General features: G+C 43.0%; 27 protein-coding genes, 1 rRNA gene and 1 pseudogene. 13 read left to right on the forward strand and 16 right to left on the reverse strand.

Features of this window, described 5'->3' with window-relative positions; translation table 11 throughout:
• The 5 genes and pseudogenes from E2K52_RS00860 to ftsY form a co-directional block, all read right to left on the reverse strand.
• Positions 1-199: ribosomal RNA gene (locus tag E2K52_RS00860) — 16S ribosomal RNA — on the reverse strand; the annotation flags it as partial.
• A 466-nt stretch (positions 200-665) separates the two neighbouring features.
• A pseudogene (locus E2K52_RS00865) lies at positions 666-1,333 on the reverse strand (DUF2057 family protein).
• A 173-nt stretch (positions 1,334-1,506) separates the two neighbouring features.
• Positions 1,507-2,100, reverse strand: coding sequence for a nitroreductase family protein (locus tag E2K52_RS00870; RefSeq protein WP_151203123.1), 594 nt, complete (start codon positions 2,098-2,100; stop codon positions 1,507-1,509).
• 183 nt (positions 2,101-2,283) lie between these two features.
• A complete protein-coding gene (locus tag E2K52_RS00875) occupies positions 2,284-2,973 on the reverse strand; it encodes a nitroreductase family protein (RefSeq protein ID WP_151203124.1) in 690 nt (229 codons plus the stop codon).
• A 176-nt stretch (positions 2,974-3,149) separates the two neighbouring features.
• Positions 3,150-4,265, reverse strand: a complete 1,116-nt coding sequence (ftsY, locus tag E2K52_RS00880; protein WP_151203125.1) for a signal recognition particle-docking protein FtsY — start codon at positions 4,263-4,265, stop codon at positions 3,150-3,152.
• A 175-nt stretch (positions 4,266-4,440) separates the two neighbouring features.
• Here ftsY and E2K52_RS00885 point away from each other — a divergent pair, with 175 nt between their 5' ends.
• Together E2K52_RS00885 and E2K52_RS00890 are read left to right on the forward strand one after the other, a co-directional pair.
• Positions 4,441-5,838 carry a M16 family metallopeptidase gene (locus tag E2K52_RS00885; RefSeq protein ID WP_151203126.1) on the forward strand — a complete coding sequence of 466 codons (1,398 nt, stop codon included), beginning with the start codon at positions 4,441-4,443 and terminating at the stop codon, positions 5,836-5,838.
• An 8-nt stretch (positions 5,839-5,846) separates the two neighbouring features.
• Entirely contained in the window at positions 5,847-7,349 is a 1,503-nt protein-coding gene (locus E2K52_RS00890; RefSeq protein ID WP_151203127.1) for a M16 family metallopeptidase, read from the forward strand.
• On the opposite strand, the gene E2K52_RS00895 is transcribed toward E2K52_RS00890, so the two are convergent.
• Both E2K52_RS00895 and E2K52_RS00900 read right to left on the reverse strand, forming a co-directional pair.
• Entirely contained in the window at positions 7,346-7,669 is a 324-nt protein-coding gene (locus E2K52_RS00895; protein WP_151203128.1) for a hypothetical protein, read from the reverse strand. The genes E2K52_RS00890 and E2K52_RS00895 overlap by 4 nt on opposite strands.
• Before the next feature lie 96 nt (positions 7,670-7,765).
• Positions 7,766-8,125 carry a hypothetical protein gene (locus E2K52_RS00900; RefSeq protein WP_151203129.1) on the reverse strand — a complete coding sequence of 120 codons (360 nt, stop codon included), beginning with the start codon at positions 8,123-8,125 and terminating at the stop codon, positions 7,766-7,768.
• Positions 8,126-8,350: 225 nt separating this feature from the next.
• Between E2K52_RS00900 and E2K52_RS00905 the strand changes: the two genes are divergently transcribed.
• From E2K52_RS00905 to E2K52_RS00915, 3 genes are all read left to right on the forward strand, one after another.
• A complete protein-coding gene (locus E2K52_RS00905; protein WP_151203130.1) occupies positions 8,351-8,584 on the forward strand; it encodes a hypothetical protein in 234 nt (77 codons plus the stop codon).
• Between the two features lie 152 nt (positions 8,585-8,736).
• The gene (locus E2K52_RS00910; RefSeq protein ID WP_151203131.1) at positions 8,737-9,132 is read left to right on the forward strand and encodes a DUF2750 domain-containing protein; all 396 of its coding nucleotides are present in this window, start codon (positions 8,737-8,739) and stop codon (positions 9,130-9,132) included.
• Positions 9,133-9,233: 101 nt separating this feature from the next.
• Positions 9,234-9,665 carry a CBS domain-containing protein gene (locus tag E2K52_RS00915; protein ID WP_151203132.1) on the forward strand — a complete coding sequence of 144 codons (432 nt, stop codon included), beginning with the start codon at positions 9,234-9,236 and terminating at the stop codon, positions 9,663-9,665.
• Between the two features lie 128 nt (positions 9,666-9,793).
• On the opposite strand, the gene trpB is transcribed toward E2K52_RS00915, so the two are convergent.
• From trpB to E2K52_RS00960, 9 genes are all read right to left on the reverse strand, one after another.
• Positions 9,794-11,002 (reverse strand): tryptophan synthase subunit beta, encoded by a 1,209-nt coding sequence (gene trpB / locus E2K52_RS00920; RefSeq protein WP_151203133.1) that lies wholly within the window; start codon positions 11,000-11,002, stop codon positions 9,794-9,796.
• Between the two features lie 109 nt (positions 11,003-11,111).
• Complete coding sequence (locus E2K52_RS00925) at positions 11,112-12,299, reverse strand: vWA domain-containing protein (RefSeq protein ID WP_151203134.1); 1,188 nt, start codon at positions 12,297-12,299, stop codon at positions 11,112-11,114.
• A gap of 12 nt (positions 12,300-12,311) precedes the next feature.
• The gene (locus E2K52_RS00930; RefSeq protein WP_151203135.1) at positions 12,312-13,163 is read right to left on the reverse strand and encodes an AAA family ATPase; all 852 of its coding nucleotides are present in this window, start codon (positions 13,161-13,163) and stop codon (positions 12,312-12,314) included.
• 21 nt (positions 13,164-13,184) lie between these two features.
• Complete coding sequence (locus tag E2K52_RS00935; RefSeq protein ID WP_151203136.1) at positions 13,185-13,568, reverse strand: hypothetical protein; 384 nt, start codon at positions 13,566-13,568, stop codon at positions 13,185-13,187.
• Between the two features lie 21 nt (positions 13,569-13,589).
• Positions 13,590-13,898: a YcgL domain-containing protein gene (locus E2K52_RS00940; RefSeq protein WP_151203137.1), complete on the reverse strand. Its 309-nt coding sequence runs from the start codon at positions 13,896-13,898 to the stop codon at positions 13,590-13,592.
• A 129-nt stretch (positions 13,899-14,027) separates the two neighbouring features.
• Positions 14,028-15,170, reverse strand: coding sequence for a ribonuclease D (locus E2K52_RS00945; RefSeq protein ID WP_151203138.1), 1,143 nt, complete (start codon positions 15,168-15,170; stop codon positions 14,028-14,030).
• A gap of 181 nt (positions 15,171-15,351) precedes the next feature.
• The gene (gene recR, locus E2K52_RS00950; RefSeq protein WP_151203139.1) at positions 15,352-15,948 is read right to left on the reverse strand and encodes a recombination mediator RecR; all 597 of its coding nucleotides are present in this window, start codon (positions 15,946-15,948) and stop codon (positions 15,352-15,354) included.
• A gap of 13 nt (positions 15,949-15,961) precedes the next feature.
• On the reverse strand, positions 15,962-16,291 hold the full coding sequence (locus E2K52_RS00955; RefSeq protein WP_151203140.1) for a YbaB/EbfC family nucleoid-associated protein: 330 nt from the start codon (positions 16,289-16,291) through the stop codon (positions 15,962-15,964).
• A 28-nt stretch (positions 16,292-16,319) separates the two neighbouring features.
• Positions 16,320-17,507 carry an O-succinylhomoserine sulfhydrylase gene (locus tag E2K52_RS00960; RefSeq protein WP_151203141.1) on the reverse strand — a complete coding sequence of 396 codons (1,188 nt, stop codon included), beginning with the start codon at positions 17,505-17,507 and terminating at the stop codon, positions 16,320-16,322.
• Between the two features lie 142 nt (positions 17,508-17,649).
• On the opposite strand from E2K52_RS00960, the gene E2K52_RS00965 reads away from it, so the two are divergent.
• The 8 genes from E2K52_RS00965 to E2K52_RS01000 all read left to right on the forward strand — a co-directional run bounded on the left by E2K52_RS00965 (position 17,650) and on the right by E2K52_RS01000 (position 25,792).
• Positions 17,650-18,747, forward strand: a complete 1,098-nt coding sequence (locus E2K52_RS00965; protein WP_151203142.1) for an alpha/beta fold hydrolase — start codon at positions 17,650-17,652, stop codon at positions 18,745-18,747.
• Between the two features lie 65 nt (positions 18,748-18,812).
• On the forward strand, positions 18,813-19,685 hold the full coding sequence (locus E2K52_RS00970) for an NAD(P)-dependent oxidoreductase (protein ID WP_151203143.1): 873 nt from the start codon (positions 18,813-18,815) through the stop codon (positions 19,683-19,685).
• Positions 19,686-19,771: 86 nt separating this feature from the next.
• Entirely contained in the window at positions 19,772-20,041 is a 270-nt protein-coding gene (locus E2K52_RS00975) for a YARHG domain-containing protein (protein WP_151203144.1), read from the forward strand.
• A gap of 31 nt (positions 20,042-20,072) precedes the next feature.
• Positions 20,073-20,486 (forward strand): HIT family protein, encoded by a 414-nt coding sequence (locus E2K52_RS00980; RefSeq protein WP_151203145.1) that lies wholly within the window; start codon positions 20,073-20,075, stop codon positions 20,484-20,486.
• A gap of 542 nt (positions 20,487-21,028) precedes the next feature.
• Positions 21,029-23,608, forward strand: a complete 2,580-nt coding sequence (gene mutS, locus E2K52_RS00985) for a DNA mismatch repair protein MutS (RefSeq protein ID WP_413772978.1) — start codon at positions 21,029-21,031, stop codon at positions 23,606-23,608.
• 204 nt (positions 23,609-23,812) lie between these two features.
• Positions 23,813-24,136 carry a ferredoxin FdxA gene (gene fdxA / locus E2K52_RS00990; protein WP_004973093.1) on the forward strand — a complete coding sequence of 108 codons (324 nt, stop codon included), beginning with the start codon at positions 23,813-23,815 and terminating at the stop codon, positions 24,134-24,136.
• Between the two features lie 141 nt (positions 24,137-24,277).
• A complete protein-coding gene (locus E2K52_RS00995) occupies positions 24,278-24,994 on the forward strand; it encodes a D-Ala-D-Ala carboxypeptidase family metallohydrolase (protein WP_151203147.1) in 717 nt (238 codons plus the stop codon).
• A gap of 132 nt (positions 24,995-25,126) precedes the next feature.
• Positions 25,127-25,792: an O-methyltransferase gene (locus E2K52_RS01000; RefSeq protein ID WP_151203148.1), complete on the forward strand. Its 666-nt coding sequence runs from the start codon at positions 25,127-25,129 to the stop codon at positions 25,790-25,792.
• Positions 25,793-25,894 lie beyond the last annotated feature (102 nt).

Consider the following 25,894-nt stretch of genomic DNA (forward strand, 5'->3'; position numbering starts at 1 on the left):
CCCTGCTTTCCCCCGTAGGGCGTATGCGGTATTAGCGCTCCTTTCGGAACGTTGTCCCCCACTAATAGGCAGATTCCTAAGTATTACTCACCCGTCCGCCGCTAGGTTCCAGTAGCAAGCTACCTTCGCCCCGCTCGACTTGCATGTGTTAAGCCTGCCGCCAGCGTTCAATCTGAGCCATGATCAAACTCTTCAGTTTAAAATCAGTAGTGCCTAAAGGACACCAATCTTGGCTCATCAATTTTCTGACAAATTCTCTCAAATAAACTTCGAGTAATTTAAACCAATCAATCAATGATAATATTTCGATCAATCAACCAGTAAAAATCCACACAAGTTGTTCTTCATAATCTCTTAATGATCTTCTTAAAACCTCGTCAGCTTTAAGTCCAACTTAATGACTCAACTTTTCGTTTGGTGCATTGCGTTGGTGTGCTGCGTATTCTATACAGTTTCAAAACGAGCGCAAGTGCTTTTCTTAAAAATATTCAAAAAACGCCACTGCCTGCTTATTTTTTAATCCGAAAGGTTATTTTTAACACTTTTTTAGAGTTTTTCTAGTTACTTCTGCATTTAAACTTTAAGCAAATGTGAATTTGCTCAAACTTCTTAAATAAAAAAGGATCAAAATTACTGTTGATCCTTATCTCCTAACTCTTAAAAGCTTAATTAGCCTGTTCAGCAAGCCACGCCATGAATTTCTGGCGTTCACTCTTAGATGCTTTTTTCCATAACTCAACCATTTGCTGATCACTACTGCTATTTAGAGCCAAGCTCTGTTGAGCTGATACCGTTGCAACCACAGGTTTAACTGTATGTTGTGTATATATAGCTGCGGGTTGATTGACTGGTATTGTAACTTCCCCTCCACTTAAGTCGTTGGCATTATCCCCCCCCCACCTCCAAACCATCGTTTAGAAGAGGCTTTTGCTCCTGCTTGCTGAACCAATAGTTGCTGATTAGCATTATATAAACCGATAATAGGTTGATCTTTATAGGCTTTCGCTTCATCAAAATCTTGTGGTGCATTAATTAAGGCCAGGTTATAAGTCTCGCCATCTTTTAATTCTGGAGTTTTGATCGTTACCACGCCCGATTTTAAAATATCATGTGAACTGTCATGATGTTGAAAGAACTCATTATAGCGAGCGCTAATCGTATTCACGCCCGGATCAATTTTATAAGTCTGATTTGAACGTAATAAGCCTGAATTTACCTTCTGATCATTCACCGCAACAATTTTAATTTCTTCAGGTACAGTTAAAGTGACCATTGAAAAAGCTGACGTACTGCCAAGTAATGCCATTGTCACTGCTGTGATACGTAAACCCATACTCTCTACTCATTGAATGATTCTTAAAAGTTCAGTTGCACTATGCCGTGTATAAATGTCAACTTTATGACAAACATTTCATTTATATTGCAGTTGCATCAATCTGGAGATTTTAGAAACGACAAATATAAAAAAAGAAGCAACAATGTGCTTCTTTTTAGCTTTCCACCCAATTATGCAAAAATTTTAAAGCGATCAGCATCATCTATAAAGGTTTTTTCACCCGCTGGCGCTTCGATTGAACCAAAGACCAACTGAGCACGCAGCTTCCAATTAGATGGCACATTAAAAGTTTTGGCAACTTCTTCATCAATAATTGGATTATAGTGTTGCAAGGAAGCCCCAATATTTCTTTCTGCTAATGCTGTCCAGGTTGCGAACTGAGCAATACCCGTAGAATGTTCTGACCAGTCTGGAAAGTGATCTGCATAGAGTGCAAACTGTTCTTGCAGAGATTTTATGATATCTTGATCTTCATAAAATAATGCTGTGCCATAACCTGCTGCAAAACCGTTAATTTTGGTATTGGTACCTTCAAAAGCCTCAGCAGATATGAGATCACGTAAGGTTTCGCGAACAATATTCCAGAACTTTTCATGTGACTCACCGAACAGAATCACGACACGTGAAGTTTGGGAGTTAAAAGCTGACGGGCTATGCTTGACTGCATCTTTAATAATGTTTTCAATTTCTGCCTGTTCCAGGCTCACGTTTTTACCAATTGCATAAATAGTACGACGTTGTTTGATCTCATTTAAAAATGCCATGAATCCACCTTTATCTATTCTGTTTATTAAAATCAATAAAGCCATCTTAGGCATTTTTCTGCTTTTAAACAGCCTTATTTCAATAACAATGCGTTTTATTTATAGAACATTCTTTATAGCACTAAAATTGATGAATTGTATCTAGCGCCTTGGCCCCTTCGTCTTGCTTGACATAATTTAAATTTAGCTAAAAACCTGGAAAAATTCCTGCTCCGGCTGCTTTACTTTTTCTGCGATAGTTTCTTCAATTGAACCAAAACATAATTGAGCTCGCAGCAGCCAGTTTAGATCTATTTGAAAATGCTCACCAACCCGGCGATCAATCTGCGGGTTATAATGCTGTAGTGAAGCCCCCACGCCAGCAGATGCAAGAGCCGTCCAGGCTGCGTATTGCACCATACCTGAACTTTGCTCGGACCAGACCGGAAAGTCTTCTGCGCTGAATGGCACTTTCTTTTGTAGCTGCTGAATCACTTGCTGATCTTCATAAAACAAGATCGTCCCCAAGGCATTTCGGCACTGATTTAGCTTAACTTCAACACCTTCATAAATCTGGGGAGGTACATACTGTCGTTGTACATCTTTTACAATATCCCAGAACTGATGATGTGAATCACTAAATAACACCACGACTCGCGCAGTTTGAGCATTATATGCAGAAGGACAACTTTTTACGGCTTCCTCAATCAGTTCGGTCAGATAAGCCTGACTATGCTGCACCCGTTTTCCTAATTGATAGATACTACGGCGTTTTTTTAACTGTTCAACAAATGGTATCTGCTGATGTTCAGATATTTTTTGTTTTCTTGAAATTTTAAAATCTTTAGTTAAATCGGTTGTTAATACATGACCAATCTTGTTAAGCAATGCCATCTTATCCCCCAAAGCCCGAGCTACATTACATCTGGCAAATCCCCTACAATTATAATGGCTTTAAGTCAGCAGATTAGTTTTCTGAAATTTCTAGTGTTGTTTTTTAAAACACTTAATTTCTTTAAAAACAATAAACTCCGCATTTAGCGGAGTTTATGTGATGCAGCCTGCATTCCTTATTTTTCAGTTTCAAAAAGCGCAGCTACAAAAGACTTGGCCGAGAAAGGACGTAAGTCATCAATTTTCTCACCCACCCCAATAAAACGAATGGGTACATGAGTGCGGCTAGCGATATTAAACAACACCCCACCTTTAGCTGTACCATCGAGTTTGGTGATGGTTAAGCCAGTTAAGCCGACCGCTTCATCAAACATTTCAACCTGGTTAATCGCATTTTGACCTGTACCGGCATCGACCACCAGCATGACTTCATGAGGTGCAGTCGCATCGATTTTTTGCATAACACGTTTTACTTTGGTCAACTCCTGCATCAAGTGACCTTTGTTATGCAAACGTCCGGCAGTATCAGCAATCAACACGTCCACACCTTTGGCACGTGCACTTTCAAATGCATCGAAAATGACAGAGGCAGAGTCAGCACCATGACCTTGGGCCACAACCTGAATATTATTACGCTCACCCCAGATTTGTAATTGCTCGGTTGCCGCAGCACGGAAAGTATCGCCCGCCGCCAGCATGACTTTTTTACCTTCACCTTGCAAACGTTTTGCCAGCTTACCGATAGTTGTAGTTTTACCTACGCCATTCACCCCCACCACCAAAATCACATATGGTGATTTGTTCGGATCAATGTGCAGAGGCTTGACACGTGGCGCCAGTAAAGCCACCAGTTCTTCCTGAAGTGCCTTATAAAGTGAATGTGAATAAATCAGATCACCACGTGCAGTACGTTCCGTCAGGTTGGCAATAATTGTTTTAGTGGCTTCTACTCCAATATCTGCCACTAATAACTGCTCTTCGACTTCCTCTAATAGCTCATCATCAATTTCTTTACCACCAATCAGGATATTCACCATACCATCCGCAAGGTTTTTACGGGTCTTGGTTAATCCTTCTTTCATCCGACTAAAGAAACCACCTTTTGCAGCAGATTCTTCTGCCTGAACGTCCTCTGTTCCAGGTGTCGATGGGAGGGTCTCACTGCCCTGTGTCTCTACTGATGCTTCTACAATCGGCACATTAACCGCAGGTAAACTCGGTAATGTGACATCATCATCTCCGATATCAGCATCAATCAAAAATTTGTTTTGCCCAGTAGATTGCTGTTGCATGCCGAATCCTTGAAAAGCATTGCGTTAAAAAATAGGATTCTACCATAACTTGGGCCTTTTTGAGCTAGCAATCCAATCGCCCAACAAAGACAGCAAAAAGTTACAAGCTGTGGTTGCTTTCAGTCCGACATTTATTAAAAATAACGATAAATACAAATATATTCAGGAAGATCGAGTGTTCAACTCCCGACTTACCACTTCCTCTTATTTTAAATTACTCAGACAGAGTTTTTATCCTGTCGCCACTCTTCTCATAAGTTTGGGTTTAACCCAAGCTTATGCTCAAACCAGCAGTGAACTTTCACGTACGACTTTTGAAACCACTTTAAGCAATGGTTTAAAAGTGATTATCCGGGAAGATCATCGCGCGCCCATGGTGATGACCCATATCTGGTACAAAGTAGGCAGCTCAGACGAATCCGGCAATATTCTGGGTGTATCTCATGTCCTGGAACATATGATGTTCAAAGGCACAACCAAGGTTCCCAATGATGAATTTACTCGCCTTAGCCGACTCTATGGTGGCAGCATCAATGCAGCGACCTTTACCAATTACACCAATTATTATCAGCTTTATCCCAAAGCCTACTTTCCCTTAGCGCTGGAACTTGAAGCTGATCGCATGAGTAATCTTTTATTAAGGCAACAGGACTTCGAACCTGAAATCAAAGTAGTCATGGAAGAACGGCGCCAACGCACCGAAGACAATCCTCGCGCACGTGCTTTTGAACGCTTTAAATGGATTAGTTATCCCACCAGTCATTATCGCCAGCCAGTGATTGGCCATATGAAAACTTTGAATAATATTCAGTTAAATGATGTGAAAAAATGGTATCGGGACTGGTATACACCCAACAATGCCATTCTGGTGATTGTCGGAGATGTTGAATCAGAAGCTGCATTGCATCAGGTACAAAAATATTTTGGCGATATTCCTTCACGCCCTACACCAGCCCGTAATGATGTGCTGGAATTTGAACAGCCGGGCTATCGGCATATGGAAATAACCACCGATGTACAGGTACCAAACCTGTATATGACCTGGAATGTAAAGTCTCTGGCGAGTGCCAAAAATCCCCAAGATGCCTATACCCTCAGTATTATTCGCAGCCTGCTGGATAGTGGGATTTCTTCACGCTTGCAGGATCGTTTAGTACGTGATCGCAAAGTCTTGACCTCTGTTAGCGCCACTTATGATCCTTATAATCGCGGCGACAGTATTTTTGGGATTTCAGCTTTGCCAGCCCCTGACATTTCTCTGGGAGAAGCACAAACAGCCATTCAGCAGGAAATTGAACTGTTAAAAACTCAAATAGTTTCCACACAGGAACTTGAACGCATCAGCACGCGCTTTATCTCCAGTTTAATCTACAGCCAGGATGATATTGGCGGGCAGGCAAAAATCATAGGCAATCTGGAGGTCAACGGTTTAAGTTACCGCCTGATTGATGCATTACCCACACACTATGCAAGTGTCAGTGCCGAAGATATCCAGCATGTAGCAAATACCTACTTTGTGCGTGATAATCTGAGTACGCTCTACATTATGCCTGAACAGAAAAACCAACAATAATGACGCATATGCCTTCTATTCGCTGTTTTCTTTTGCTAGTCAGTGTGAGTTTTAGTCCTGCTCTGTGGGCAGAAAGTTATTTAAATGCCGAAGTTGGTGTAAACAACTTGCCTGATCAGTTGACATCAGTTCCACTATTACAAAGTTTAAAGAAGCTGAATTTAGAACAGACCTTTCAGGCACCTCATATTCATGATCTCAACAATCGTTACAAGGTACGCACCCTGTTTGTAGAAACTCGAGATCTGCCGATGGTCGATATTCAGCTGACTTTTAATGCGGGCGCAGCACGTGATCAGGAAATTGCACCCGGCTTATACGGACTATCAAATATGGCAGCCAAGTTGATGCGTGAAGGTACAAAAGATTATACCGCCAATCAGATTGCTGCCGTACTTGATCAGGCTGGTGCACAATTGAGTATGCAAGCTTATCGGGATATGTTCATTGTCCGTTTACGTTCACTATCCGATCCTCAAAAGCTGGAACCTGCCTTAAGCATGATGATGGAAATACTGAATCATGCCTCCTTTAAAAGCTCCAGTATTAACCTTGTCTTAAGTAATACCCAAGTGGGCCAGAAACAGCTACAAGAAAATCCAAGCCGCTTAATGAACATCCGTTTCTACCGTACACTTTATGGTAAACACCCATATGCAGAACCAATTAGTGGAACGCAAGGTAGTACCAGAAAAATAACAGCCGACTTGTTGAAAAAATTTCGTGATCAGTTTGTGGTCGCACAGAATATGAATATTGCGATTACCGGAAAACTCACTCCAAAACAGGCATTAAATTTATCAGAACGCATTGCAGGCAACATACGACAAGGCTCAAAAGCTGCACCTTTACCTGAACCTGAACTCAAAACTGGTCTGGAGGTGGTACATTTACCCTATCAGTCTTCGCAGGCGTATGTCATTTTCGGGCATTTAGGACCAACACGCTCTAGTGAAGACCGTCTGGCGCTTGAAGTCGCTAACCGGATGTTTGGCGGCGGAGGCTTTCACTCGGTCTTGATGCAGGAGTTACGCATCAAACGAGGCTTTACTTATAGTGCCAACAGCTCCTTTACTTTTAGTCAGGCACCGGGGGTATTTAGTTTTCAATATTCTACCCGGCAGGATCAACTTCTTGAGAGTATACAAGTCGCGCATCGGGCATTTATTGATTTTGTCCGGCAACCTATTGATCAAAAGCGCCTGGAGGAAACCAAGGCCGGCATGTTGCGCGCCTTTCCTAACAACTACAGCAGCAATGCAACCATTAACGCCCAGTTGGGCACAATGGGCTTTTATGATGAGAAAGCAGATTATTTATCTAGCTATCCTGAGCGACTCAGGAAAATCAGTGCAAGGGATGTACAAGATTCAGTGCGCAAGCACTTACATCCGGAAAATGTCAGTCTGGTGATAGTCAGCAAGGAGCTGGACAGTGCTCAACTAAAAATGCACCTGCAACACAATCTGCTTGAGACCCGTTCTGGTGAAGCAATATCCAGTAAAAACTAGGGATTTTCTAGAGAGATTGGTGGCAGCTGATGCGCACGTAAAGACTCTCGCTGATAGGCGTGCATCAGTTTTAGATATTGTCCTCGGGAAATCTGCTCTTGCTTTAATAGCAGCTGTGCCATGTCCTGGGTTTGTGGCAAGTTATGCTGCTCGGACAATTGCAGCAACTGATTCAACTGCGCCGCTGTTAAAGGACGATATAATGCAAAGGTGGCTAAAGCTAAAATCACCACAACAATAAAAACCACAACCGTATTATAAATTTGTTCAAGCTGAATCTTGCTGAAAAAATCACTAATTTTTTTGCTGTCTATAGCCATACACTACCTCAAGTTAAAAGTAGTGTATGGCTGCGGTTACTGAAGTTCAAGTCATGAATCCGAATATCCATCACCTGCTGAAATGTTATACAGCGATTAATTCAGCCGCTCAAACACGCTCCAGGCAATGACAAACGCTACCAGAGCAAGCACCAGGAAAATTGCAAATTTGCTTAGACCTGCCTCTGCTTCTGGTGGATGCCAGCGGTCTTCTGTTGCAATTCGGACCAGTTCAGTATTGTAGAGTTTATAAAACTGTGCTCGCTGATTCTCATCCAGGGCACGGGTGAAATCATAAACTTCTTTACGCTGAGCCAGACCAAAATGCCCTAAATGTGCATGCCTATCATAAATCACATTATCGAGTTTCTGGCGATGTAAGTCTGCAAGCTGGAGGACCTGACCAGCTGTAGGTGGCATGTCAAAAGTAATACCATCCAATATTCTTGTGCTCATCATTTTTCTCCTTTCTTGTTTCTTGTCTTATTAAAATTTATACTATTAAAAATTATAAGTGTGTATAGTTTAATCATGTAAACTATAATACTGATAACAAAGCTTCAACAATAATTGACTTTTCAATCATTCTGTAATATTAGTTTAATAATACTTAGATATACTTGTATGTAGACTTAGTTAAAGTCGATCCTGTAATCATAATTAAAATTAAGGAGTTTTTATATGATACAACAAATCTCTCAACATGACTTAGAGCATCTGTATGCTGATGCAGTCAATACGATCCAATCACAAATGAACTTTGTAGATGCAGTCAAACAACTAGAAGATGCAGCGCGTGCTGGTCATGGTAAAGCAGCTCTCTTTTTAGCAGAACTGTATTACCAGGGTTTTCGTGTAGAACGGGATTCTCTTAAAGCCCAGTACTGGCAGAGTATGGCCACGATGCAAGCATAAAAAAACGTCACCTCGGTGGCGTTTTTTTCATCTTATATTTCAATAAACTACTAACACTTACATACTTTATTACGATTGCTTGCAAAGCTGAAACAGTAATTTCATACAGATTTCCTAAAATAGCACCCAAGTCCAATACGTACTTTACTCTAATGACAATACCTAAGCTGACCTATCCCAATCTTATTCAGTACAATCCGATCTGCAAAAAAAATTTGCTGAAAGTGACTATGCTCAAATCCCTGATGTATTGTGGCATCCTGTGGGGCGTCTATCATCAGGGTTGGGCCATGATGCGGGATCATGAGGATTGTATCTTTCCATTTTGGCTTAACCCTTTAGATGCTAAAAATTATGCAAAACAGCACTGGCCAAATTATGAGCCACGCAAAATCAATTCAGAGGATTTTGAGAACAATCTGCTGCCTACCCTAACGCGCCTTAATGTAATTCCTGCTCTATGTAATCCAAACGGATCAAAACTAAAATTAACTACAGAACAGATGCGTTATTTATTTTTTTCTCAACAGAGACTGCACATTGCCTGAATAACATGTTATTTATAAAGACTAAACTAAGAAGCAGCTAGCGATAATCAGTTTATATTTCTTCTAAAACCAATAATAAATGAACGAAAGGATCCAATAGAATGACCAATGTGGCACAAGTGCTCAAAGCCAAAGTACACCAGGTAATTTATACCATTCATCCAGATGCAACCGTACTGGAAGCCATCACTCTAATGGCAGATAAAGGAATTGGTGCGGTGGTCGTGACTCAGGAAGACAAAGTGGTCGGCATTCTGTCAGAGCGGGATTACACTCGTAAAATTGCCCTTATGCAAAGATCTTCTGTCGATACAACCGTGAATGAAATTATGACGCCTAAAGTGATTACTGTAACTACAGGCAGCACAGTCGAAAACTGTCTGGAGCTGATGACTGATCATCATTTACGTCACCTGCCTGTGGTTGAAAATGAAAAGCTGATAGGCCTGATTTCAATTGGTGATCTGGTCAAAGCGACCATGGAAGATCAACGGCAATTGATCGATCAACTACAACAATATATTTCGGGTTAAGCTTTCTTTAAAGTATTCAAAGAAATCTCATTCCGATTATTCATTATTGGCTTGTAATGATTTTGAGATAATGAGATATAAAAAAAGATCCCAGCACTAGGCTGGGATCTTTAGTTGAACTCAGGCTATTAATTTAAGCCCAGTTTCTCTGCAACATAGTCTGAATCTTTATCACCACGGCCAGACAGGTTCACCACAACTTTTGTCTCTTTCGACAACTTGCCCGCTTCACGAATCGCCCAGGCAACTGCATGTGAGCTCTCCAGAGCCGGAACAATTCCTTCCACCCGTGACAAGGTCATAAAGGCATCCAGACATTCCTGATCTGTCGCTGTAGTGTATTCTACCCGCCCCAAATCCTTAAGCAGGCTATGCTGCGGACCCACACCCGGATAATCCAGGCCTGAGGCAATTGAATGCACAGGCAAAGGCTCACCTTGTTCATCTTCCAGCACATAGCAGGCCATACCATGCAACTGGCTCGGCCTACCCAAAGTCAAGGTTGCTGAATGCATATCGGTATTCAGACCATGACCTGCCGGTTCCACTCCAATCAGTTTGACTTCGGGATTATTTAAAAAAGCACTAAATGCACCTACAGCATTTGAACCGCCGCCGACACAGGCAACCACATAATCCGGGTTTGCACCAAAACGCTCATGCGTTTGAACTTTAATTTCTTCACCAATAATGGACTGGAAATCACGCACCATCATTGGGAACGGATGTGGCCCTACCACAGAACCAATCGCATAAATAAAGTTTTTCGGATCTTTTAAATATTCCTCAAAGGCACTATCAACCGCATCTTTTAAAGTTGCGGTACCACGAGTCACAGTCACCAGATGAGCACCCAGAATTTTCATCTTGACAACGTTTGGATGTTCTTTTTCGATGTCCACCTGTCCCATGTGAATTTCACATGGAATACCAACCAAGGCACATGCCGTAGCCAGTGCCACACCATGCTGGCCTGCTCCGGTTTCAGCAATGACTTTGGTCTTTCCCATATATTTGGCTAAAAGTGCCTCACCCAGACAGTGATTGATTTTATGAGCACCAGTATGGTTCAGGTCTTCGCGTTTTAAATAGATCTGCGCACCGCCCAATTGCTCAGAGAGACGCTTGGCGTGAAATAAAGGACTCGGACGGCCTACATAATGAGCAAACAGCTCTTTCAGTTCATTTTGAAATTCTTCAGTCTGGCGAATTTCCTGATAGGCAACATTAATATCATTCATGGCCTGTTTTAAATCAGGCGGAATGAACTGACCACCATATTGGCCAAAGAAGCCTTCTTCATTTGGCAGCGCAATGCCATTAATTTGATGATCCATAGCAATCCTTAACTGTGAAATATAGATGAGCACTCAATTGCTTTACTTTATAAACCTGAAAGCAACAGCTTGAGCAATCAAAACTTAAACCATTGATATAAAAAATAAACTAACGGGCCAGATATTTGGTCATATCTTCAATACCCTTTAAGGTCATCGGGAACATATGCCCCTCAAAGATCTGCCTGATGAGCCCGATGGTATGGGTGTAATGCCAGTATCTTTCTTCTTCCGGATTGAGCCAGGCGGTTTTATCAAAATGCTGACGCAGTCGCTGTAACCAGACCTGTCCAGCCTCGTCATTCATATATTCAACTGAGCCGCCCACCGAATTCAATTCATAAGGCGCCATACTGGCATCACCCACCACAATTACCCGATAGTCTCGGCCATAAGTATTGAACAGATCCCAGGTATTCATGCGTGAACTGGAACGCCGAACATTATCTTTCCAGACGTAGTCATACAGACAGTTATGGAAATAGAAATATTCAAGGGTCTTAAATTCGGTCTTGGCTGCACTAAACAGCTTTTCACACTGGGCAATGTGCGCATCCATGGAACCACCGATATCAAACAGCATCAGCACTTTAATACGGTTACGGCGCTCTGGTACCAGCTGTACATTCAGAATGCCCTGCTTGGCTGTTTCACGAATCGTACCATCAATATCCAGCTCTTCCGCTGCACCCTGACGGGCAAATTTACGCAAACGGCGCAGCGCCATTTGCATTTGCCGGCTACCCAGAAGCTGATCATCATCCAGATTACGATATTGACGCTGCTCCCAGACTTTTACCGCAGAGCGTTTACGCCCTGGCCCGCCAATCCGTACACCTTCCGGATGATCACCATAGGCACCAAAGGGAGAAGTCCCACCCGTGCCAATCATTTTGTTACCACCCTGATGTTTTTTATGCTGTTCGCGCAGACGCTCTTCCAGCATTTTCATCAGTTCTTCCAGCGAACCGGCTTTTTTCAGCTCTTCACGCTGTTCAGGGGTCAGATGCTTTTCCAGTAATTCCAGGTCAAACCAGTCTTTAGGCAGTTTGTGCACCTGATTCAACAGCTCATCCAGATCAAAGGTTGAAATACCATCAAAATAGTCTTTCATGGCGCGATCAAACTTGTCGAAATAGCGCTCATCCTTAACCATGATAGTTTTGGCCAGCTGATAGAATTCATCCTGATCAGCAAAGACAATTCCGGCAGCTACTGCCTGATTCAGGTCAATCAGTTCACGGGTCGAAACCGGCACACCATAGCGGCGCAAGGTATAAAACAGTCGCACAAACATGCCTGTTCCCCCCTAACGGCGTGACATAAAGGCTAGACGCTCAAGCAGCTGTACATCCTGCTCGTTTTTGATGAGTGCGCCGTAGAGTGGCGGAATGGCTTTGGTTTTATCAGCATTACGCAGCACATCTTCCGGCATGTCGTCGGCCATGAGCAGGCTGAGCCAGTCAATCAATTCAGAGGTTGATGGTGGTTTTTTTAAACCGGGAATCTGACGTAATTTAAAGAAAACTTGTAAAGCTTCACTCACCAATGTGGCAGAGATATTCTCGAAATGCACATCGATGATTTCGCGCATGGTGGCTTCATCCGGGAATTCGATATAGTGGAAGAAACAACGGCGCAGAAATGCATCCGGCAATTCTTTTTCATTATTTGAGGTAATAATGACAATTGGACGCTGGGTCGCAGTAATGGTCTCGCCAGTTTCGTAAACATAGAACGACATTTTATCGAGTTCATGCAACAAATCATTTGGAAACTCGATATCAGCCTTGTCAATTTCATCAATCAGCAGAACACAGCGCTCTTCACTGGTAAAAGCTTCCCAAAGTTTACCTGGTTTGATGTAATTTTTAATATCATAGACCCGGTCATCGCCCAGCTGGCTATCACGCAAACGAGAAACTGCATCATATTCATACAATCCCTGTTGTGCCTTGGTGGTCGACTTGATATGCCAGGTAATCAGCTTCAATCCCAAACTGTGTGCCACCTGTTCAGCCAGCAGGGTTTTACCGGTCCCCGGCTCACCTTTGACCAGTAAAGGCTTTTGCAAACTACGCGCAGCTTTTACGGCCAGCTTTAGACTGTCAGTCGCAATATACTGATCTGTACCTGAAAATTGTTGAATATCAGCAGACATGATTTAACCTTATTTTTTTACTTACAACGGTGAACTTTTCTTGTTTAAAGTCGTATCCGGTTTTTTCGATATATAACTGGACCAGCAATAGCCAATCACACATCCAAGGCCAATGACAAATAAAATAAGTGACGCATTAATCCAAACCAATTCCTGCTCCTTGGTTAAAACCCCAAATAGCAGACCGAAAATTGCCGGGGCAACCGAGGCATTCGGGCCTTCAGAAACGGTGGGGGTTAATAAAACCGCGAAGGCCAGTAACCATAAAAAACTGCCCATTACTCTCGGCAGGCGTCTGGTTACCCCATACCAGCAAAGCAAGGCAATCAGGCTGCCAAGCAGATACACGGCTACTGCAATACTCTGTTCAGGAATTGAATCTAATACGTTTACATAACCATTCATCTCACAACTCCTGAATTCATATTAGGCACCACGCAATCCTTCAGGCGCTACAGCATTTGGATTGATCAAGCCTTCTGGCGGCATTTGCAAAAAGAAACCGCGAGTCACAATGGAATCCATTACATGCAGGACATTGGCACGCGCCAGTTTGCGCGATTCACTCAATTCAAGGTGCATGACAAAAGTTGCACGCCCAAATGCTACACGTACCGGCTCAGACAAGACTTCGAGCGGCTCAAATGTTTCTTCAGTTTCGCCCTCATCTGCTGGACGCGCCACATAAAGATACATTTCATCTTTTTTACTGGATTTGTAGATAGACACTTGCATGTTTTAAACGACTTTTCTTAAAAAACAACCGCAAGGATACATTAAAAAAAAGACAGATACATTAGCCTTGCCGAATGCATCAGTCGTGATTTTGTATAATTGCTTTATCTTTAATCAATTCTTCCCCAGTCATTCCGTGACTTTCATCTGGGTCGAAAGATAAGATTCATCCTCATGCAGCACCCGAAGTAGCGGCAAGGTCAGCAGTTCATAGCGCCAGCCTAGCAGATAATCCGGCAGCTCCTGCTCATCCTTATGAAAGACTACATGTTGATACAGGGCATTTAGCCATTTCTTACGCATCAGCACTTCCTTGGGGATGGTGGTTTCAGCAGAGACCTGCTGAATAAGGAGATCAATTTTATCGCCAACCTCTCTGGAAGAATGACGGATTGGACGAGCCAGACGTAATGGCCAGTCCGACTGTTCTGGCAGGAATTTCAATAAGTCCAGAATCGTTTTACCATGATCACGTACAATATTGGCACGTATGTCTTTCACCTGACTCAACTGGAAATTATTGCGCGGAAATTTCTCAACCAGATCAATCATGGTCGCATTTTTCAGAATAAAGCTGCGTGGCTGATTTAAAGCCTTGGCAATCTGTTCACGCCAAACCGCCAGCTGCTGTAATTGCATAAGCTGACGGCGAGAATGCCGGTAATTTCCCACATCCTGATACAGCAAGGCAGTCGGTGTTTCTTCCCCTATTTCCCGGGTTAGGAACTGACAATCCTGCAAGGCAAAATCAAGCAGGGATTTGCTGTTTAAATCCAGCTTGATTTTTTCAGCCAATTGCATCAGATAATGCACATCATTGGCCGCATACAGTAACTGCTTGCTACTTAAAGGACGCGCCAGCCAGTTGGAGCGGGTCTGGTCTTTTTCAATATCTATTTTCAGCATCTGCTTCAAGGCATTCTGGTAGCTGACTTGCAGACCATGCCCCAAAAATGACATCCCTACCTGCGTATCAAAAACATTCTCCAGTGCTTTTTGCTGGGTATAATGATAAATCAGGTCGATGTCTTCGCTACAGGCATGAAAAACATTCTGTTGGGCATTAAAAATCTTGTGCAAAAACTCAGTCAGATCCAGAGTCGTTCCATCCAGAAGATAAACCTGATTGTCGACATTGATCTGAAAAACACCGAGTTTTGGCCACAGGGTATCTACCTTGATAAACTCGGTATCCAGACCATAGATTGAATTTTGATCCATTAAATCCAGAACAGGATACAGGTCGTTTTGGTGTTGAATAAACTGAAACATAAAGGCTGAGTCTAAGAATAGATGCTCGATAGCGGAATACTAGCTAATATATAAAATATTTATATAAAAAAACATACTTAATGCGACTAATTATCTAAAATAATTTACTTTGTAAGGGCTAGTTAGGCATAAATTAATATCTTTTTCCTATTAAACTCACACCCTTTCAATAATACAAATTTTATTTAATCCTCATGCGGTTATGCACGGCCTGACTCAGTGTATGACTGTCCACATACTCCAGTTCGCCCCCTTGAGGCACACCTTGGGCAATACGCGTCATCTGCACCGCTAAATGCTTGCTGGCTTCAACCAGATAGTGTGCTGTTGCCTGTCCTTCTACAGTCGCATTGGTGGCCAAGATCACCTCCTTAATCTGCCCTTGACTTAAACGCTGCAGTAAATAAGGAATGCCAATTTCTTCCGGCCCAATCCCGTCAAGTGGTGACAAGTGCCCACCCAAAACATGATATTTACCCCGGAAGCTGCCACTTTGCTCAATAGCCATCACATCAGCAGGTGATTCTACCACGCACAGCAATTCATCATCTCGTTCCAAGGAGGTACAGATATTACAGACCTCATCTTCGGTCAGCGAATGACAAATAGAGCACTCATGAATATGATTGGTCGCCTCAGTCAAGGCATGTGCCAGACCGATCGCACCTTCACGGTTTTTCATGATCAGGTGCAAAGCCATACGCTGAGCCGATTTCGGCCCAACGCTTGGCAAAATGCGTAATGCTTGAACGAGTTGATCAAAACGATCACTAAACATTGCGCACTCTTCCCTAGAATAAACCAGCCAGACCTGGTGGTAAGCCCATGCCTGAGTTTGCTGCCTTCATGCGCTCTTCTGAAATAGTTTCAGCCTGACGCGCTGCATCATTCATAGCAGCTGCAATCAGGTCTTCGATCATGTCAGGATCGTCCTGAAGAAGTTCAGGATTAATTTCGATACGTTTCACTACATTACGTGCAGTCATGGTTACTTTTACCAAACCGCCACCAGCCTCAGCATGCACTTCAGTTTGCGCAAGCTCTTCTTTGGCCTTTTTCACGTTGTTTTCAACTTCTTTTTGCATGCGCTGCGCTTGCTGCATCAACATATTAATGTTCATAAAAATCTCCGAACATATATTTATAAAATTAAATTAGATCTAAACCGCGTGTAATGTCACGGATAATATCATCAATCTCTTCCAAACCGACAGAAATGCGAATTAAACCTTCGCAAATACCTGCTGCAGCTTTGGCTTCTGGAGACAGTTTGCCATGCGTGGTGGTTGCCGGATGAGTAATAGTTGACTTGACATCCCCCAGATTACCGGTAATTGAGATAAAGTTTGTATTATCAATTACTTTCCATGCACCTTCACGGCCCGCCTTCACCACAAAAGAGACTATACCGCCAAAACCAGTTTGCTGTTTTGCTGCCAGCTCATGACCAACATGCTCAGGCAGGCCTGCATAATAGACTTTTTCTACTTTCGGATGCGCATTCAGGAACTCGGCTAATTTTTGTGCATTGGCAGAATGTTCACGCATACGTAAGCGTAATGTTTCCAGACCTTTCAAAAAGACCCAGGCATTAAACGGACTCATGGATGGCCCCGTCGTGCGTACATAACCGAAAACCTCTTCAAGCAGCTTATGGCTCCCCACAACTGCACCGCCCAGAGCACGCCCCTGACCATCCAGATATTTAGTCGCAGAATACACCACCAAGTCTGCACCAAATTTGATGGGTTGTTGTAATACAGGCGTACAGAAGCTGTTATCAATTGCTAGCAAGGCATCATTTGCATGCGCAATATCTGCTAGCGCCTGAATATCCGCCACTTCTGCCAACGGATTTGATGGAGATTCAACAAAGAGCAGTCTGGTTTCTGGCTTAATAGCATTGTTCCAGGCTGCTATATCATGCAGGTCGACGAAATCTACAGCCACGCCAAATTTAGCCACGTATTTTTCAAACAAAGATACAGTCGAGCCAAATACTGCGCGTGAACAGATCACATGATCGCCTGCTTTTAAAAAAGCCATTGCCACGGCCATAATGGCTGCCATACCTGAACTGGTAGCAACGGCGCGCTCTGCACCTTCGAGTGCAGCCAGACGTTTTTCAAAAGTGGCCACAGTTGGATTGGTAAAGCGGGAGTAGATATTGCCCGGTTCCTGGCCTGAAAATTTTGCTGCCGCTTCGGCCGCATTCTCATAGACAAATGAAGATGTTAGAAAAATCGGTTCGCCGTGCTCGCCTTCAAAACTACGGGTATGACCGGTACGAATGGCTAAGGTTTCTAACTGGTAGGAAATATCATCTTGCTGGCTCATCACTTTACCCCAGTCCAAGGGACTGCCTTTTGTAAAAATTTGCCAACATTTTGAGCGCCTAAGCTATTTCAGGTCAAGGTATAATAAGCAAATATTGCTTAGACTTCGATCAAATCTTCCCGAATACGGATAATTTATTTACATGATTCAATTAAAACAAAATATTCAGCGCCAGCGGAAAAAATTAAAACATCTTAATGCGCGTCTGTTTAATTCATCTACCCTGATTCTTTCGCAAAAAACACCTTTTGAATATATTGCCGCCACTGAATTCTGCAAGATTCGTTATTATGCCTCTCCTGACAAGAAATATCGTGAGCCACTGGTCTTTATCGCGCCACTCGCAATCAATATGGATATTTACGACCTTTATCCTTATCGTTCCTTAGTCAAACATTTTCAACATAGTGGCTTTGAGGTGTATTTGCTGGAATGGAAACGTTTTCGTTATAAACATCGCCATTTAAATTTCCTATCCTTTGTTGACGGCGCAATTCCGCAAGCAATTGAGCGCATTTGCGCTCATTCTGGCAGCCAGTTTATTTCGTTGCATGGCTGGAGTATGGCCGGAATTTTTGCCACGCTCTATACTGCCCTGCATTCACCCGAACATGTTAAAAATCTGATCGTACTCGGCAGCCCGATTGACAGCTATGCTTCTGGTCGTATTGGTAAACTGTTTAGGAGCGCCAATCAGTTAATTTCTAAAAATAAAAACTTGCAACATACCCTCTATCAAGGCCTGATTCCAAAACTCTATATCCATTCACCGGGGGTCCTCAATGCGCTTGGCTTTAAATTACTGGACCCTGTTGGCTGGTTTAAAAGCCAGAAGCAGTTTTTACTGAATCTGGAAAATGTAGAAGATGTCTATGAACATGCCACCATGGGCAATTTTCTTAACAAAATGATTGATTATCCGGGTGGAATCAATCAGGACATGGTGCTGAATTTATGGTTACAGAATCCTCTGAAAGAAGGCTCTATGACTTTAAAGGGGCAAACCATCGACCTGAAAAATATCAACTGCTCCTTGTTGGTAGGCGCAGGCCAAACCGACCAGATTGTCACCAAGCACTCAGCTAAGCCTTTGATGGAATTGACAAGCAGTACCGATAAGACGTTTACTCTTATCCCAGGGGGCCATTTGGGGCTGATGTCTAACCAGAAAGCGGCCAATACCTTCTGGCCTAAATTAACCGCTTGGCTGGCACACCGCTCCACACGACTTGATGCCTGACCGCTCGGGGATCCAGAGTCTTTTAAAATTAGCTTTAAATCAGAAAGAATATTCAGAGGATAAACATGATTCAGTCAGTGGCTTTTATTGGTTTGGGTGCAATGGGTTATCGTATGGCAGCGCATCTGCCCAAGCATTTCGATACGGTCTATGTCTGGAACCGGACTTTTGCCAAGGCTGAACAACATGCCGCTGAATATGCTACACAGGCGGTTGCTCTGGAGCAGGCTGTTCAGGCTGATATTATTTTCTCCTGCCTACCCACCAGTGCGGATGTTGAACATCTCTTAAAAGACCTGCCGCTTAAAGCAGGTTCTATCTGGGTAGATTGTACCAGTGGTGTGCCTGAATCCGCCCGTAAACTGGTCACTCAACTGAGTGATCAGGGCGTTATTTTTCTGGATGCGCCGGTAAGCGGCCAGACGATTGGCGCTGAAAATGCCACGTTAACCGTGATGGTCGGCGGTGATGCCCAAGGCTTTGAAAAAGCTCTGCCAGCCATGCAGGCTTTTGGCAAGCTAATCAAGCATGTCGGGGAATCCGGCTCTGGTTTTGCAGTCAAAGCGGTGAATAATATGTTAATGGCCGCTCACCTTTGCGCAGCGGCCGAAGGCTTGACCACCTTAAAAGCACACCGTGTTAATCTGAGTGAAGCACTGGATTGTATTAATGCATCGAGCGGTAAAAGTATGGTGACTGAAACCGTGATTCCACAGCGTATTTTAAATCGCAGTTTCCCGCTGACCTTTGCTCTGCCTTTATTAGCCAAAGACACAGGCATTGCCATAGATCTGGCGCAAGAAGCCAAACTTTCAGTACCTGTTCTGGCACTGGCACAGAATCTGATTCAGGCGGCAAACAGCCTATCAGATAAAAATAGTGATTTTTCAACTGCCGTGAAAATGTATGAATCATGGAGTAAAATTACCATTGAGTAATATCTCGCCATTGAATAATGATAATAAAACCACATATTGTGACTATAAAGCAGTCACACTGAGTGAATAAGCTAGAGGAAATTGCTATGAAAAAATTATCTGTTGCAGTATTAGTAGGTTTTGCAACATTGTTTGGGGCTTCAACATCGGTACTTGCATCTGAACAGGAATGCAAAAAACTGAAAAATGATCATGATGTCATTTATGCATCTAAAGGCTTCTGTTTTAAAGATCCTGAAGCCAAGGCCAAGTTTGGTAATGACAATTGCTATACCACCAAGCCAAAATTCTCTGAAAAAGAGCAACAACGGCTTGACGCGATCAAGGAACGTCAGAAAGAATTGAACTGTAAATAATACAGTTTCAATAATTTCAAGGAATGTAACTATGACTTATGATGATCAGAATATTTTTGCACGAATTTTACGTGGTGAACTTCCTGCCATTAAAGTGTATGAAGATGACCAGGTTCTTGCATTCATGGACATTATGCCTCAGGCAGATGGTCATACCCTGATCATTCCCAAAACGCCAGCAATAACGCTGCTGGATCTGCCAGCAGAAACAGCAGCCTATACCATTCAGGTCGTACAGAAAATTGCGAAAGCTATTGAGAAAGGTTTAGGCGTAGATGGAATTGTCTTGATGCAGTTGTCAGGTGCAGCCGCAGGTCAGACCGTACCACATGTGCATTTCCATCTCGTACCGACTTCTCTGCATAACCTGGGCAAACATGCCGCACAGATGGGTGATCAAGAGAAAATCAAGGCGCTTGCTGAAAAAATTAAAGCTGCACTTTAAGTACGAAATCAATTTAAAGATGGAGCTAGATAGCTCCATTTTTTATGCTCTTTCAGGCACTATAATCTTTTATTTTTAATTATTTCAATCATACGCTGAGACAATTCCAACCGCATTTAAGAATGTAAATTAATAACCTCACCATAGTCGGCGGCTATTCGCTGTTCAAAAAATAAAATTTAATTGGCCATAAAAATTCTGTTGCTTGGGTATGTATATTGACTCGGTTACCATGAGGCAATCGCAGCAGACTGTTAATTACGTTTCTTTTTCACTCACCTAAAAATCCTCTTAGAACTTACAACGCAGTTTTTGCTAGAATCCTGCTCAGAAGCTCAAACCTCCGCTATCTAATGCTTGGTATTAGAAACTTGAACCCTGAGAAGGTACACTTACTCATTAGATTAATCAGGTTTCAAAAAGATTTAACGGGATTTGTCAGGATTTTTTTATGCAATTTATTGTAAATATTAATAGTTTTAAGGGTGCTAAATAAAGTGAAAACAGAAAATATAATCCCTGACCTATCCACGCTTACACCGATGATGCAGCAGTACATGTCGGTCAAAATGCAACATCCACACTCATTAATGTTTTATCGGATGGGTGACTTCTATGAACTGTTTTTTGAAGATGCCCATAAGGCTGCCAAAATTTTAGGTATTACCCTGACTCATCGCGGTAAAGCCAATGGCCAGCCGATTCCAATGGCTGGCGTACCTTTTCATGCAGCCGAGGGTTATCTGGCCCGTCTGGTAAAAAACGGCGAAACTGTGGTGATCTGCGAGCAGATCGGTGAAGTTACAGGTAAAGGACCGGTCGAGCGTGGTGTGGTACGTATTATTACCCCGGGTACCTTAACGGATGATGCTCTCTTAGGCGCTCACCAATCTTCCAATCTGGTCGCCTTATGTATTCAGCAACAGCAGATTGGGATTGCACTCTTAGATTTGAGTGCAGGTCTCTTTAAAGTCCAGCAGCAGGACTATGACCTTAACCAGCTGGCCATTGAACTGGCACGCTTGATGCCAAGCGAAATTGTTTTAGATGAAAATATTACAGATCCAGAGATCATTGAGCAACTTAAAAAACAGCTTGATGTGCCGGTGACCAAACGTCCGAATGTTGACTTCAACCTGAACAATGCCCAAAAAACTTTGTGTGACCAGTTTGCGGTCAGCACCCTTTCAGGATTTGGCATTGATCACTTGCCTTTGGCCAAAGCCGCCGCCGCTGCTTTAATTCACTATGCCAAAGAAACCCAGAAAACGGCTTTACCGCATATTCGCACGATTCAGCTGGAACAAAGCTCGGACTTTATTGCACTTGACCCTGTCACCCGTCGTAATCTGGAACTGATTGAACCGCTTTTTGACCATGGTACGTCACTGTTTCAACTGATCAATGACTGCCAGACAGCGATGGGGGGGCGCCTACTTAGCCGCACCCTGATGCAGCCTTTACGAGATACTGCGGTTTTAGATGAGCGACTGGATGCCACACAGGCCTTGCTGGACGGTTTTCATGAAACCCCTGTACGCCTGATATTAAAAGAAATCAGTGATATTGAGCGTGTGTTAAGCCGGATTGCCTTAGGCAGTGCCCGTCCACGCGATCTGGTCCAACTGCGTCAGGCCTGTGCACAAATCCCATTTTTAAGACATGCTCTACAACCAGCAATCAGCCAACCACAATCCTTCTTGTTACAACAGCTAAATCAAGAGCTTGGGGATTTTCATGGTCTGCATCAGCGGCTTATGTCTGCGATCGTAGAGAATCCGCCCGTCTTACTTCGTGATGGCAATGTCATTGCGGAAGGCTTTGACAGCGAGCTGGATGAACTGCGTAAAATTCGGGACCATGCTGGTCAATTCCTGATTGATCTGGAAATCAGGGAGCGCGAACAAAGTGGTATTCCCAACTTGAAAATCGGTTACAACCGAGTGAGCGGCTATTATATTGAGCTGAATCGTTCGCAGGCAGAACAGGCCCCTGAACATTATATCCGCCGTCAGACCCTGAAAAATGCCGAACGTTATATCACGCCAGAATTAAAGTCTTTTGAAGATAAGGTACTGTCTAGCGAATCTCGTGCGCTTGCCCGTGAAAAAATGCTGTTTGAAATGCTTCTGGATGAACTACGGCAAGATATTGGCAACTTACAGATGATGAGCAGTGCCATTGCCCAGATTGATCTGCTGGCAAACTTTGCCTATCAGGCACGACTGCGTAACTGGTCACGACCGACATTCAGTCCTGAAACTGGCCTTAAAATCATTGCTGGACGTCATCCTGTGGTTGAAGCTCTAAGCAAAACTGCCTTCACCCCGAATGATACCAAGCTCGATTATGCACATCGCATGGCGATTATTACCGGTCCAAACATGGGGGGTAAATCGACCTTTATGCGCCAGACTGCTCTGATTGCCTTGCTGGCCTACTGCGGTAGTTATGTGCCCGCGCAATCGGCCGTACTTGGTCCGATTGACCGGATTTTTACCCGAATTGGCTCTGCAGATGACCTTTCTACTGGCAAATCAACTTTTATGGTGGAAATGACTGAAACTTCGCAGATCTTACATCATGCCACCAGTCAGTCACTGGTTCTGATGGATGAAGTCGGTCGCGGTACCAGTACTTATGACGGTTTGTCATTAGCCTGGGCTTGTGTGCTTGATCTGACCAAGCGCATTCAATGCTTGTGCTTGTTCGCGACGCACTATTTCGAACTGACCGAACTCGACCGGGAAAAAGGTATCGACAATTACCATGTTACTGCCAAAGAATTGAATGGCAATCTGATTTTACTGCACAAAGTTCAACATGGTCCGGCCAGTCAGAGTCACGGCTTGCAGGTTGCCAAACTGGCTGGCATTCCTGCGGCAGTCATTAAAGAAGCACAAAATCGTCTGAAAGCTCTGGAAAAGCAGCATCAGGTGAAACCTTTCAGTCCACAGCATGATCTGTTTTCCGAACCTGAAATCGTGGAAAAGATCATTGAGGTTGAAAAAACGTCGCCAGCGCTGGAGCTGCTGGAAGATCTGGATATTGACAATCTGAGTCCACGGGAGGCGCTACAACAATTGTATGCTTTAAAAGATCTGATGAAACAACCAGGCTAATCTCTTTGCCAGAACCCTGATTTTTCTAGGGTTCTGGCCATGAGTTTCCTCATTTTTAGCCATTTATCCGTATAATTTAATTTTTTTCAAATTTAACAGCCCTATCTATAACAAATATCAATAAAAGGAATTGTTAGTTCCCCCCGTTTTTGCCTAAAATACAGCATTCGTAATTAGAACCATATTTTTTAGGTAGCTGTCGCCATGACCTTCGTTGTCACTGAAAATTGTATTAAATGTAAATATCAAGACTGTGTGGAAGTTTGCCCTGTAGACTGTTTTTATGAAGGCCCTAACTTCCTTGTAATTAATCCAGACGAATGTATCGACTGTGCGTTATGTGAACCTGAATGTCCTGCCAATGCAATTTTCTCCGAAGATGAATTACCAGAAGGCCAAGAAGTGTTTATCGAATTAAACGCTGAACTTTCACAAACATGGCCAAATATCACTCAAATCGGTGACCAGCCTGCTGACCGTGAAGAATGGAACGGTAAACCTGATAAATTACAATATCTTGAAAAGTAATTTAGCGTATTTTAAAAAAGATCAGTACATACTGATCTTTTTTTTATACTCATAACACACATTTCATTGCAATATTCTCCAATTTTCTCCGCATATTTAGTCTAGAATAGCGCTATTTTATAAACACTTGTATTTCTTTAAATGAAGCAATTTTCAAAGGGACTTTTAGGTCTATGCCTAATCCCGCTGATATTTGTGGGTTGTGCAACCACAAAACAACCCGGTCGTGTAAGCCCTGCAGATGGAAAACGGATTTATATTCCACAAGAACGGGTTCAATACGATCGCAAAGCACGGTCTAAAACCGTTCCTTATGTTTATACACACTGGGTTTCAGCACTCGACAATCTGTCACGTGTACGTGAATATGAGGTTTATCTGGAGCGTCATGGGGTGGGTAATATCATTCCAAGTTTTGAGCTGATGCGGACAGCACGCGATTGGGCCAAATGCGGCCGCTCACAATACATGATTCCAAGTCGTGAATTATGGGCTAATCAGATACCGACTTTACGAGTATTTAAATATCTGGTCGCAGCCAATGTACTGACAGATTTTGAAGTGACTTCAGTTTATCGCGACCTACCTTTAAACCGGTGTGCAGGTGGCGCCAATTCCTCCCGACATCTGTTTAACTCAGCGATTGATTTCAGAATCGGACCGGAATATCCGCAAGCCCAAGACTATACTTATATTGAAAATACCAAATTTAAATTGTGTCAATTCTGGAACCAGCATGGTCAAAGCCTGAATATGGGCTTGGGATTATATGCCTCCGGCCAGATTCATATTGATACTCAGGGTTATCGCACTTGGGGTCCTGATCTGACCCGCAACTCTTCAATGTGTAATTACTAATACATTACTTCTGCTATACAAGGCATAGTAGTGGCTTTGTATAGTGCAAAAATCATACAATTATTGAACAATAAATTGCGCTATGCCGCGAAAAGTTTAAAATGCACCCATCGCAACAAAGGTGCTCATACTATGCAACAAATGTGGACAGATATTGACGGCTACATTGATTCACATTTAATCCCTGAAGATCCGATCCTGACCCAGACGCTTGAAAATACCGCCGCACATGGCTTCCCAGACCATCTTGCAGTTGCACCTAATCAAGGCATGCTCCTGCAAATGCTGATTCAGATGAACAAGTGCAAACGGGTATTAGAATTGGGAACTTTTGCTGCTTATAGCACCATGTGGCTGGCGCGTGCCCTGCCTAAAGATGGGTATATCCTGACCATTGAAGGACGAGATACTCATGCCGCTATGGGCCAGGAAAATATTGACCGTGCCCAGCTTAAACCAACAGTCGAGCTTAAGTGTGGCCGTGCGGCAGATGTCCTGAGGGCATTACCTGAAGATACTGAAGCCTTTGACTTTATTTTTATTGATGCCGATAAACAAAGTTATCCTGAATATCTGGAACTCAGCTTAAAGCTGTCACGTTCCGGTACTATCATCTTTCTGGACAATGTAATTCGTGCCGGCGAGATTATTAATCCGGAGAATAAAAAGCCCAGTATCGAAGGTATTCGGGAAATGTTCCAAGCCATGGAAAATCATCCAAAAATTCTGTCTTGTACCGCTTTACAGACAGTAGGCAGTAAAGGACATGATGGTTTTGCACTCGCGATTGTGAAATAAAAGCTTACGCACAAAAATCAACCGACAATATATTTTATATAAATAACATGGTTTTATAAAATATAACCACAGAGTTATCCACAATTTATGAGGATAACTCTG

It is taken from the genome of Acinetobacter sp. RF14B (genome assembly GCF_006864105.1).
Taxonomy (GTDB): Bacteria; Pseudomonadota; Gammaproteobacteria; order Pseudomonadales; family Moraxellaceae; genus Acinetobacter; species Acinetobacter lwoffii_C.